Origin of the sequence: Pseudomonas sp. BAV 4579, from assembly GCF_009765395.1 — a bacterium.
Classification (GTDB): domain Bacteria; phylum Pseudomonadota; class Gammaproteobacteria; order Pseudomonadales; family Pseudomonadaceae; genus Chryseomonas; species Chryseomonas aestiva.
This window is the reverse complement of sequence record NZ_WHOV01000084.1, coordinates 19463-29568: the sequence shown is the minus strand read 5'-3', so window position 1 is coordinate 29568 and position 10106 is coordinate 19463. Positions and strand designations below refer to the sequence as shown.

Genomic DNA, 10106 nt, shown 5'->3' with positions numbered 1-10106 from the left:
ACAAACAAGGCGAAAAGGGCTGAGGAAGCGGATCGGACTCGCGCTCGAGTTTACACCTGATAAATGAGCATTCCGACCGGGCTGGCGACCCAGGCCATTTTCAACGCAGTTTGGCCGACACGCAGCAGATCGCGAATAGATTCTTAGTTCTGCACCGCCTGGACCGAACCACCATCCACGCGCAGGTTGCTGCCGTTGATGAAGGAGGCACGCTCGGACACCAGCAGGGCGATGGCCGCGGCCACCTCTTCCACCTTGCCGCGGCGCTTCTGCACGATGCCGGGCCGCTCTTCGTCGAGGAAGCTTTCGATGGCTTCCTCGAAGGAGACACCCTTTTCCTTGGCGCGCTTTTCCATCATGCCGTCGGTCATGCCGGTCTCGATGAAGGCCGGCGACACGGTATTGCACAGCACGCCGTGGGCCGCTTCCTTGTATGACAGGTTCTTGATGAAGGCGGCCAGGGCGGCCTTGGCCACGTTGTAGACGGCCTCTTCCCAATAGGGCTGGACGGCGTTTTCCGAGGTGATGCAGACGAAACGACCCCAGCCGCGCTGGCGCATGCGCGGGATGGCGGCGCGGCCAACGCGCACGGCGGAAAAGAAGTCGGTGGCCCAAGCTTCCTCGTAGTCGGCATCGGCCAGTTCCAGGGGATCGCCCTTGGCGCCGGTGACACCGGCGGTGTGCACCACGATGTCGATCTGGCCGAAGCGGGCCTCGCCCTGCTCCACCAGTTGGTCCACCGCCGCCTGGTCGGTCATGTCGGCGGCGATCAGCAGCGTATCGCCCGGCAGGCCCTTGGCCGCCTCTTCCAGCTTGCCCTGCTCCAGATCGGAGAGCACCAGCTTGACGCCCTCTTCGGCCAGCAGCTTTGCCGTGGCCAGACCCATGCCACCGCTGGCACCCGTGATGAGGGCAACGCGCCCCTTGATTCCCAGATCCATACCGACCTCGCTATCAGATTGCTTACCATGCCGTGATCCGGCGTCTCTGCTTCCGACTCGCCACGAGCGGCCGTTGCGCTTACCGTTCGGCGGAAAGCGCAACGGCGGACCTGCCTGCCGGTCCAGACAGGCAAGCCGCCTGGGAAGATCACGATGCACGCACCTCGTCTGCCCCTGACCCTCTTTCACGACGGCGCCTGTCCGCTGTGCGCTCGCGAGATCGCCTGGCTGCGCCGCCATGCCGACCCCAGCCAACTGCAGCTGGTGGACCTGGCCGCACCGGACTACCCCAAGCAGGCGCCGGCCGATGCCCCGCCGCGCCAGGCCATGCTCGACCTGCTGCACGCCCGGGATGCCGATGGCCGCTGGTTCAAGGGCCTGGACGCCACCTACTGGAGCTGGCGCACCGCCGGCCTTGGTCACTGGGCGCGGCCGCTGCTGGAAGTGGGCTATCGCCTGTTTCTCAAGCTGCGCCCGGGTCTGACCTGGCTGCCCCATCCGGAGGGCAGTCGGCGTTGCCAGGATGATGTCTGCACGCTGGAGGCGCCCCGCGACCGCTCGCGCAAGGGCTGACGCCACCGCCTGCCTGCAGGTGTAACGGGCCTGAAAGAGCGAAGACCAACCCTGCTGGCATCCGGCCAGGGTTCGCCTGCGCGCGCGTCTCGGCTAAACTGCGCGGCTGCTTGCGTTACGGATCCTGACATGTCTGCTGCTCTACCCGCCCGCGCCCTGGGCCTCGACTTCGGCACCTCCAATTCCACCGCTGGCTGGCTCAGGCCTTCCGGCGAGGTCCTGCTGGCCCTCGAAGAAGGCAAGGCCACCCTGCCCTCGGTGATCTTCTTCAACGCCGAGGAGCGCCGCCCGGCCTATGGCCGCCAGGCGCTGCACGAATACCTGGAAGGCTATGAGGGGCGTCTGCTGCGCTCGCTCAAGAGTCTGCTCGGCTCCAACCTGCTCAAGGGCGAGACCAGCATCCTCGGCAGTGCCCTGCCCTTCACCGAGGTGCTCGGCCTGTTTCTCGGCACCCTCAAGCAGCGCGCCGAACAGCAGGCCGATCGCCCCTTCGACGCCGTGGTGCTGGGCCGTCCGGTGCATTTCGTCGATGACGACCCGGTCGCCGACCAGGAGGCCGAGAACACCCTGGCCGCGGTGGCGCGCCAGGTGGGCTTCAGCGACGTCTCCTTCCAGTTCGAACCCCTCGCCGCCGCCTTCGACTACGAGCGCAGCATCGAGCGCGAAGAGCTGGTGCTGATCGTCGACATCGGCGGCGGTACCTCGGACTTTTCCCTGGTGCGCCTGGCGCCGGAGCGCCGCAATCTGGCCGACCGCGCCGGCGACATCCTCGCCACCGGCGGCGTGCACGTCGGCGGCACCGACTTCGACCGCCAGCTGAGTCTGGAAGGGGTGATGCCGCTGCTGGGCTACGGCAGCGCCATGAAGAGCGGCGCCACCATGCCCACCAGCCACTACATCAACCTGGCGACCTGGCACACCATCAACGCCGTCTACGCCAAGAAGAGCGTGCTGGGCCTGCGCGACATGAGATACGACGCCCAGGACACCCGCTGCATGGATCGGCTGTTCAAGCTGATCGAACAGCGCGCCGGCCACTGGCTGGCGATCCAGGTGGAAGACGCCAAGATCGCCTTGACCGACGACTGGCGCCGCACCCTGCGCCTGGATCGCATCGAGACCGGCCTGGCCGCGGATCTGGAGCGGCCACTGTTCGATGCCGCCATCGCCCTGCAACTGGAACGCCTGAGCCGCGGCGTGGACGACCTGCTGGCGCGCGCCGACCTCGATCCCACGCGGGTCGACAGCCTGTTCTTCACCGGCGGCTCCAGCGGCATCCCGGCGCTGCGCCAGGCCCTGGCCAGGCGCTTCCCCGGCGCCCGCCTGGTGGACGGCGACCGCTTCGGCAACATCGGCAACGGCCTGGCCATCGAGGCGTTCAAGCGCTACGGCTGAGTCCTTCGCCACCGGGTCGGCGCCCACCAGGGCGTCGGCTCCACCTCAGGCTCGCTTGCCGGCCGCACTCCGCCGCCATCTCGCTACCGCCAGCCAAGCCGCCGAGACCATGAAGTAGCAGGCACCGAAAGCCACATAAGGCGTCACGCTGAAAACATCCAGCGGCACACCGTCAGCTGCCTGCTTCACGAAGAAGCCACCCGCCAGGGCGGATTGCGCGCCACTCAGGATCATCGCCCACTGGCCAGCGGACGTCCGCCAGCGCCGTACCGCCACGACCAGCTGGAAAAGCCCGGCGGCCAGGGCCCAGACCCCGAACACCCCGATCGCGGCGCCTGGGCCGAATGTCAATGCCAGACCCATCGCCACCGCGACGCCCAGACTGACGACGGCGTTGAGCCGCTGCGCAGCGTTGCGCCGCAGCCCGCCGCTCTGGCGGGCATCCAGCACGTTCGCCAGGGCATCCCAGGCAGGGTAGAGGACGAGCAACAGCGACCCCGCCCACCCCTGCTGGTGGCCGATGGCGAACGCCAGCGCGATCCACAGCAGCGCAACCGCAGCCCTGATGAAATAGTAGCGTTGCAGCCAGTGGCCGGTGGTCGAATCCGGGAAGGTATGACTCATGGAGCACTCCAGCGGTGTTCATGTACGAAACGGCAAGGACGCTTGCCGAGCAAGGAATCCACTCACCAGGCAAAACGGCCCTGGCCTCTCATTGCGCTGAGCGTGCCGCTCAAGCGGATTGGCCATAGCGATCGCGATGATCCGTGAGGTGGGTGGAAGGGTCGGAGCCACGGGCATCGCAGCCCCGCCAGGATCGATCAGTCGAAGTCGGTATGCAGGGCGAGGTCGCGCCAGGCCGCCATGTCAGCGCGCAGCGCCTGCGACTTGCGTTCCGCGATGTCGTAGGCGACTGGTCCAAGCGGCAGATGCAAGGGCGGCTCGGTCGCCATGACGGCCTGCACTATCACTGCGGCAGCCTTTCGCGGATCTCCCGCCTGCTTGCCGTCATTGCTGTCCCGGTAGGCACGCCGGCGCCCCGCCGTGTCGGCATAGGCCGGAATCACCTGGTTCGCCATGGCGATGGAGCGCCCGAGAAAATCGGTGCGAAACGGCCCAGGCTCGACGATGGTCACGCGGATTCCGAAGGGTGCCACTTCCCTGGCCAGCGACTCGGAAAATCCCTCGACCGCAAACTTGCTCGCGCTGTAGTAGCCGGAACCCGGTCCTCCCGAGAGCCCTGCCCCGGATGACAGGTTGACGATACGGCCGCCGCCGCGCCGACGCAGGACAGGCAATGCCAGGCGGGTCGTTTCGATCAGGCCGAATACATTCACCTCGAATACCGGCCGGTATTCGCTGGGCTCGGCCTCCTCCACGGCACCGATGAAGCCTATGCCGGCGTTGTTCACCAGGACATCCAGACCACCGAACTCCCGCTCTGCAAAGGCAAGCGCGGCAGCCACCGAGACAGGGTCGGTGACATCCAGCTGCACGGCCCTCAGGTTCTCCGGAAATTGCCGGGCCAAGGGTTGCAGTACGGCGGGATCGCGAGCCGTTGCCACGATGCGGTCACCCCGCGCAGCGGCCGTTGCGGCGATATGGCTGCCCAGACCGCTCGAGCAGCCGGTAATGAGCCAGGTCTTTCTCATGCTGTTCTCCTCGCGCCTTGAAAAGCGCTGTTCACTCTGCGTCACAGGCCCCGCGCGGGGCGGTCGTTGGGGCGCCAGGCCAGCTCAAAACGGCCGCCAGCGCCAAGGCACCAGCCATCGTCAGGGCGGCAACGGAAAAGGCTAACTGCACCTCTCTCCCGCCAGCGCCATCGGGGGCGAGGGCGAAAAACAGGCCACCGATGAGCGCCACCGCCAGGGCGGCGCTGATCTGCAAGGTGGCATTCATCAAGCCGGCGGCGAGTCCGGCCAGACTCGGTGCCACCTGATCCGCGTTCACTCTCACCAGGGCTGGAAGCGCTATGCCCTGCCCCAGGCCGATCAACAGCAGCGGCACCGGCAGCCAGCTGGGCAAGCCCGCCAGCGCGGCCGCCAACATCAGGCCCAGGACCTCCAGGCCATGCCAAGGGCGGCGGTGCGTGCGCCCAGCCGTTGGGCAAGATGCGGACTGCACAGGGGCCCGCAGAGTAAGCCGATCCCCAGGGGCAGGATCGCCCAACCCGCAGCCAGGGCTCCGCGACCCAGCCCAGCCTGCTGGTAGACGGCGAAGATGAGAAAGAAAGGCGCCAGGGCATAGAACAGAAAGGTCGCCAGGAGGGTGCGCCTGAGCCGGGAGGCGGTGAGCAGGGAAGGCAGCACCAGGGGCGTCTCGCCGGCCGCTTCCTTGCGCTGCTCGTAGCGCCAGAAGGTGATCAGCAACCCGGCACTGACGAGGAGCAGGGGCAGCGACCACCAGGGCCAATGCAGTCGTGGCCCCTCGACCAGGGGTACGACCAGCGCCAACAGCCCAGCCGCGAGCAGGCCGGCGCCCATGACATCCAGCCGGCCCGGTTGCCGGGCCCGACTCTCGCGCAGCACGACCAGCGCCGCCGGCAGGGCGCAGAGAATGACGGGAAGATTGATGAGGAAGATGCTGCGCCAGCCCAATCCGAAGGGATTGGCCTCTATCAGCACCCCACTCAAGAGCTGGCCCAGCACAGCGGCGAGTCCGAAGGTCGCGCCGTACAGGCCGAGCGCCCGATTCTTCTCTTCCGTGGGGAAGGTCGCATGGATCAGGGCCATGGACTGCGGCGCCATGATGGCAGCCGCCACGCCCTGCAGCAGCCGTCCGGCAATTAGCGTGGCCGGCGTCGGCGCGAACCCGCAGAGTGCCGAGGCGATACCGAAGCCCAGCATGCCGCCGAGATAGACACGCTTGCGGCCGAACATGTCGCCCAGACGACCGCCCAGGATCAGGGTGACCGCATAAGCCGTCGCATAGACGGAGACCACCAGTTGCGCCAGATCCGACGTGGTAGCGAAGTCGCGACGGATCACCGGGAGCGCCACGTTGACGATGAAGAAGTCGAGCGGTGGCAGCAGCGTACCGATCAGCAGCACGCCCAGCGCGAACCAGCGACGGCTGTCGGGCTGGACCTTGGGCAGGGATGAGTTCATGGACCTTTACCGTCAATCGGGCTGCATCCTGATCCGCGCAGGCGTTGCCGGCCCGCGACCTGTAGGTGCAGCGATTTCTCGAAAAGCGCGGCGAGCGCTGGCAGGGCGTCAGCGATCGGCGCGCGCGGCGCAGGCAACCGCCTGGTCTAGCGCATGCCACCGGAGCCGAAGATGAATTCGCCGGTCACCCAGCCGGCATCGTCGGACGCCAGAAAGGCGACGATGGGAGCGATATCCCGTACCTGACCGATACGGCCGAGTGGGGTACGGGCCTCGTTCCAGGCCTGGAATTCCGCGCCCAGGGCGCCGGCGGTCCGGGTGCCCTCGGTTTCGATGAGGCCAGGATTGACGGCATTCACGCGGATCCCACGAGGGCCCAGCTCGCGGGCGAGCACCCCGGTGATCGCATCGAGCGCGCCCTTGGTGCCGCTGTAGACGGCACTTTCCGCCGGCAGGACGCTGGTGACGTTCGAGCTGATGTTGATGATGCTGCTGCCGGCGCCCAGATAGGGACTGGCAGCGCCTATGAGCTGCAAGGGTCCGAGCACATTGATGTCGAATTGCAGCCGATACAGCTCGACCGTGGTGTCTTCGATCCTGGCGAACTGATAGACGCCGGAATTGTTCACCAGGATATCCAGGCGACCGAAGTGTTCGAGGGCCGCCGTTACCAAGGCCTCCATATCGGTCCGCTGGCGGACATCGGCGCGTAGCGCGATAGCCGTACCCCCTGCTGTCTCGATGTCGGCGAGGACGGCGTCCGCCCCGTCCTGGTCGGACGCATAGCTGATGACGACCTTGGCGCCGTCCGCCGCCAGTTGCCGGGCAATACCCGCGCCGATGCCCTTGGAGGCGCCCGTTACAATCGCAACCCTATCCAGCAATCTGCCCATAGCTGCTCACCTGCATGGAGCCAGTTCGAACATCCCTGGCTGAATCCAACGTATCTGAGTCGATGTGAGCCGCCATGGTCGCCCTTACGATATTGTTTGGGGACTGCCTTTCCTGTATATTGAATGTTCATTTTTGAACGCAGGTGCGCCATGGAATGGAGCGATGTACGAATCTTTCTGGCCGTCGCCCGCGGCGGATCCTATGGCGCGGCCGCGCGAGCCTTGGGCATCAGCCACCCGACGGTAGGTCGACGGATCAAGACGCTCGAGGATGAAGCCGGACAGGCGCTGCTAAGGCGCACTCGCGAGGGCCTGATCCTCACGAATTCGGGAGATGCCGTATTCGCCCTGGCCGAGTCCATGGAAGCCTCGGCCCTGGCCATGGAGCGGCGTCTGGCCGGTAACCACCAGCGCCTGGAGGGCATCCTGCGAATCTCTTCGGCGGACTGGTTTGCCGGCTATGTGCTGGCGCCGGTCCTGGCCGACCTCACCCGGCGGCACCCTGCCGTGGTACCCGAGGTCATTGCCAGCTATCGACTGCTGGATCTCTCCCGCCGCGATGCGGACGTGGCCTTTCGCCTGGTGCCCTTCAGCGAACCGGATATCGTGCAGCGCCGTTTCCTGAGGATGCCCTATGGCCTCTATGGCTCCGCCGAGACGGCGCTGGCCGTGCAGGAGGATACGGCCGCGGTCGGGCTGATCCTCATGAACAGCGCGCAAGCGCACTTTCCCGATGTCGCCTGGTTGCTCGACCGGCTGCCGGGAGCGCAACGCGCCTTCACCAGTACCAGTCGAACCGTCCAGGCGCAGATGTGCCGCCGGGGACTAGGGGTTACCGTGCTGCCTCGCCCGCTCGGTGATGCGACGCCAGGACTGCAGCTCATCGAAAGCTTCGGCAGTCCTCCGTCACGGGATATCTGGGTGGGCTATCACCAGGACCTGCGCCACATGGACAGGCTGCGGGCGCTGCTGGATATCGCCGAAGAGGTATTGGGACCGGCGCACTAGGTGCGTCAGCCGGACACCGGGCAGTCGCCGCTATCGCCTGGGCCCCGGGCGATAGCGGCGCGGGCCGCGATCAGGCGCCGAAGGCGCCGTCGATGGTGTGCATGGCACCGGTGACGAAGCCGGCCTCGGGGCCGGACAGCCAGGCGACCATGCCGGCCACCTCATCGGCGCTGCCGTGGCGCTTGATCGCCAGGAAGCTGTGCATCAGCTCCTTCATGGGGCCATCGGCCGGATTCATCTCGGTATCGATGGGGCCGGGTTGCACCACGTTGACGGTGATGCCGCGCGAACCGAAGTCCCGCGCCAGACCGCGGGCGAGTCCCTGCAGGGCGGACTTGCTCATGGCATAGGCGGCCAGGCCGGGCAACGGCATGCGATCGCCATTCACCGAGCCGATGACGATGATCCGCCCGCCTGCCGGCATCTGCCGCGCCGCCTCGACCGCCGCGTGATAGGGCGCCTGGACGTTGATGCGCAGCAGGCGGTCGACAGCGTCCGGCTCCTGCTCCAAGGCATCGCCGAACAGCGCCACGCCGGAATTCACCACCAGCACGTCCAGCGGACCACAGGCGCGCACCCGGGCGATCACCGCGTCGCGGTCGGCGCTGTCGGTCAGCTCGGCGGTGCTGCCGGTCTCCACGGCGAGGGCCTGGGCGGCGTCAGCGGAACTGGCATAGGTAAAGGTCACCCGGGCGCCTTCGGCGGCGAAGCGCCGCACGATGGCGGCGCCTATGCCGCGACTGCCGCCCAGTACCAACACCTTTTTGCCTGCGAAATTGCTCATGGATCTGCCTCCCGATTAATGTAGTGAGTGCTACAATAAGCCTCTCCCAGCCGCTGTCAAAGTATTTTTTGTAATGAGCACTACAAATAAATCCGCACCCCGTGGGCGGCCCCGCCGTTTCGATCCGGACGAGGCCATCGTCCAGGCCCAGCGCCTGTTCCATGAGAGGGGCTACGACGGGGTGAGCGTTGCCGACCTGACCCAGGCGCTCGGGATCAGGCCGCCGAGCTTCTATGCGGCCTTCGGCAGCAAGCTCGAGCTCTACCAGCGGGTGCTCGATCACTACATCTCGACGGGCGCCGTGCTGCTGCAGCACATCCTGGAGACCGAGCTATCCCTGGCGGAGGTCCTGACCCGGGTGCTGGAAGAGGTGGCGCGCAGCTATACCATCGATCCCCGCGCGGCCGGCTGCCTGGTGCTGGAGGGTACCCATTCCGACGATCCCCAGGCCCGCGCGGCGGCCGACCGTTACCACCAGGCGGCCCAGGCGCTCATCCGTACCCGGGTCGCCGCCTGCAAGCCGGAACGGGCGCAGGAGCTGACCGACTTCGTCATCACCACCATGGCGGGCCTCTCCGCTAGCGCGCGACACGGGCAGAGTCCGGAGCGGCTGCTGGCCAGCGCGCGCCTGGCGGGCCTGGCGCTGACCCAGGCGCTTGCCGAGGACCGCTGAACCCCAGCCTGGCACCCGGGTGGCGCCGCAGGGGCGCTCGCCGAATCGGCAGCCGCCAGGAACACACCCGACGAACCGGGATGGCGCCACGGGTCCGCTGCGACCTTTCGCCTGACCGGCTTATGCCGTGCCCAGGCTGACCGCGAGGCGGCGCTGGAGTAAGGTGGCGGCCTTCATCGCATCTTCGAGAGAGTCTGTCCCATGTCGCTGGAAATCGTCGACCATCCCGCCCTGGAAGTGACCGGTCTGCTGTTCGAGCCTGGCCAGGGCGAAGACATCGCCGCCCTCTGGCGGCGCTTCGCCGACCGCGCCGGGGAAATCACCGGCCGCGAGGGCGACGCCGAATGGTATGGCCTGAGCTGGCGTCAGGCCGGCGCCATGCACTACCTGGCCGCGGTGGCCACCGCGCCTGGCGCGTCCCTGCCCGCCGGCATGGTGCGCCAGGAACTGCCGGAAGGCCGCTATGCCCGCTACGTGCACCTGGGCACCGCGCCCAGCGTGGCCAAGAGCCTCGGCCGACTGTTCGCCGAGCTGCTGCCGGCGCGCGGCCTGCAACCCCGCCCGGGCGCCTGCTTCGAACACTACACCGAAGCCTTCACCGGGGTGGATGCCCAGGATTCACAGATCTACATCTACGTGCCGGTGTTCTAGCACAGGACGTTCGTCAGCTGCGGCTTGCCTCCCGGCATAACCCTTTCCAAGCTAGGGATATCGTCCGCAACTCCAGGTGCC

General features: G+C 67.1%; 12 protein-coding genes. 5 read left to right on the top strand and 7 right to left on the bottom strand.

Going from position 1 to position 10106, the window contains the following annotated elements; genetic code table 11:
- Nucleotides 1-143 precede the first annotated feature (143 nt).
- Nucleotides 144-941: an SDR family NAD(P)-dependent oxidoreductase gene (locus tag GSQ95_RS17060; protein WP_158896705.1), complete on the bottom strand. Its 798-nt coding sequence runs from the start codon at nucleotides 939-941 to the stop codon at nucleotides 144-146.
- 153 nt (nucleotides 942-1094) lie between these two features.
- Here GSQ95_RS17060 and GSQ95_RS17055 point away from each other — a divergent pair, with 153 nt between their 5' ends.
- Both GSQ95_RS17055 and GSQ95_RS17050 read left to right on the top strand, forming a co-directional pair.
- Nucleotides 1095-1514: a thiol-disulfide oxidoreductase DCC family protein gene (locus GSQ95_RS17055; RefSeq protein ID WP_158896704.1), complete on the top strand. Its 420-nt coding sequence runs from the start codon at nucleotides 1095-1097 to the stop codon at nucleotides 1512-1514.
- A gap of 129 nt (nucleotides 1515-1643) precedes the next feature.
- Nucleotides 1644-2909, top strand: a complete 1266-nt coding sequence (locus GSQ95_RS17050; RefSeq protein ID WP_158896703.1) for an Hsp70 family protein — start codon at nucleotides 1644-1646, stop codon at nucleotides 2907-2909.
- A gap of 45 nt (nucleotides 2910-2954) precedes the next feature.
- Here the strand turns inward: GSQ95_RS17050 and GSQ95_RS17045 are convergent, their stop codons facing one another.
- From GSQ95_RS17045 to GSQ95_RS17030, 5 genes are all read right to left on the bottom strand, one after another.
- Nucleotides 2955-3533: a DUF308 domain-containing protein gene (locus GSQ95_RS17045; RefSeq protein ID WP_158896702.1), complete on the bottom strand. Its 579-nt coding sequence runs from the start codon at nucleotides 3531-3533 to the stop codon at nucleotides 2955-2957.
- 197 nt (nucleotides 3534-3730) lie between these two features.
- Nucleotides 3731-4561: an oxidoreductase gene (locus GSQ95_RS17040; protein WP_158896701.1), complete on the bottom strand. Its 831-nt coding sequence runs from the start codon at nucleotides 4559-4561 to the stop codon at nucleotides 3731-3733.
- A gap of 31 nt (nucleotides 4562-4592) precedes the next feature.
- A complete protein-coding gene (locus GSQ95_RS26570) occupies nucleotides 4593-4958 on the bottom strand; it encodes a hypothetical protein (protein ID WP_256664625.1) in 366 nt (121 codons plus the stop codon).
- Nucleotides 4958-6016, bottom strand: coding sequence for an MFS transporter (locus GSQ95_RS17035; RefSeq protein WP_256664624.1), 1059 nt, complete (start codon nucleotides 6014-6016; stop codon nucleotides 4958-4960). Before GSQ95_RS17035 ends, GSQ95_RS26570 begins: the two co-directional genes overlap by 1 nt.
- A 146-nt stretch (nucleotides 6017-6162) precedes the next feature.
- Complete coding sequence (locus tag GSQ95_RS17030; protein WP_158896576.1) at nucleotides 6163-6909, bottom strand: SDR family NAD(P)-dependent oxidoreductase; 747 nt, start codon at nucleotides 6907-6909, stop codon at nucleotides 6163-6165.
- Between the two features lie 150 nt (nucleotides 6910-7059).
- Here GSQ95_RS17030 and GSQ95_RS17025 point away from each other — a divergent pair, with 150 nt between their 5' ends.
- On the top strand, nucleotides 7060-7917 hold the full coding sequence (locus GSQ95_RS17025) for a LysR family transcriptional regulator (protein WP_158896577.1): 858 nt from the start codon (nucleotides 7060-7062) through the stop codon (nucleotides 7915-7917).
- Between the two features lie 70 nt (nucleotides 7918-7987).
- Here GSQ95_RS17025 and bdcA read toward each other — a convergent pair whose 3' ends face one another.
- Nucleotides 7988-8701 (bottom strand): SDR family oxidoreductase, encoded by a 714-nt coding sequence (bdcA, locus tag GSQ95_RS17020; RefSeq protein ID WP_158896578.1) that lies wholly within the window; start codon nucleotides 8699-8701, stop codon nucleotides 7988-7990.
- A gap of 73 nt (nucleotides 8702-8774) precedes the next feature.
- Here bdcA and GSQ95_RS17015 point away from each other — a divergent pair, with 73 nt between their 5' ends.
- Nucleotides 8775-9374: a TetR/AcrR family transcriptional regulator gene (locus GSQ95_RS17015; protein WP_158896579.1), complete on the top strand. Its 600-nt coding sequence runs from the start codon at nucleotides 8775-8777 to the stop codon at nucleotides 9372-9374.
- A gap of 201 nt (nucleotides 9375-9575) precedes the next feature.
- Nucleotides 9576-10025: a GyrI-like domain-containing protein gene (locus GSQ95_RS17010; protein WP_158896580.1), complete on the top strand. Its 450-nt coding sequence runs from the start codon at nucleotides 9576-9578 to the stop codon at nucleotides 10023-10025.
- The last annotated feature ends 81 nt before the right edge of the window (nucleotides 10026-10106 follow it).

Excerpts from the sequence above, each read along its gene's own strand:
- GSQ95_RS17060 (WP_158896705.1), bottom strand. The coding sequence starts at position 941 with ATGGATCTGGGAATCAAGGGGCGCGTTGCCCTCATCACGGGTGCCAGC.
- GSQ95_RS17055 (WP_158896704.1), top strand. The coding sequence starts at position 1,095 with ATGCACGCACCTCGTCTGCCCCTGACCCTCTTTCACGACGGCGCCTGT.
- GSQ95_RS17050 (WP_158896703.1), top strand. The coding sequence starts at position 1,644 with ATGTCTGCTGCTCTACCCGCCCGCGCCCTGGGCCTCGACTTCGGCACC.
- GSQ95_RS17045 (WP_158896702.1), bottom strand. The coding sequence starts at position 3,533 with ATGAGTCATACCTTCCCGGATTCGACCACCGGCCACTGGCTGCAACGC.
- GSQ95_RS17040 (WP_158896701.1), bottom strand. The coding sequence starts at position 4,561 with ATGAGAAAGACCTGGCTCATTACCGGCTGCTCGAGCGGTCTGGGCAGC.
- GSQ95_RS26570 (WP_256664625.1), bottom strand. The coding sequence starts at position 4,958 with ATGTTGGCGGCCGCGCTGGCGGGCTTGCCCAGCTGGCTGCCGGTGCCG.
- GSQ95_RS17035 (WP_256664624.1), bottom strand. The coding sequence starts at position 6,016 with ATGAACTCATCCCTGCCCAAGGTCCAGCCCGACAGCCGTCGCTGGTTC.
- GSQ95_RS17030 (WP_158896576.1), bottom strand. The coding sequence starts at position 6,909 with ATGGGCAGATTGCTGGATAGGGTTGCGATTGTAACGGGCGCCTCCAAG.
- GSQ95_RS17025 (WP_158896577.1), top strand. The coding sequence starts at position 7,060 with ATGGAATGGAGCGATGTACGAATCTTTCTGGCCGTCGCCCGCGGCGGA.
- bdcA (WP_158896578.1), bottom strand. The coding sequence starts at position 8,701 with ATGAGCAATTTCGCAGGCAAAAAGGTGTTGGTACTGGGCGGCAGTCGC.
- GSQ95_RS17015 (WP_158896579.1), top strand. The coding sequence starts at position 8,775 with ATGAGCACTACAAATAAATCCGCACCCCGTGGGCGGCCCCGCCGTTTC.
- GSQ95_RS17010 (WP_158896580.1), top strand. The coding sequence starts at position 9,576 with ATGTCGCTGGAAATCGTCGACCATCCCGCCCTGGAAGTGACCGGTCTG.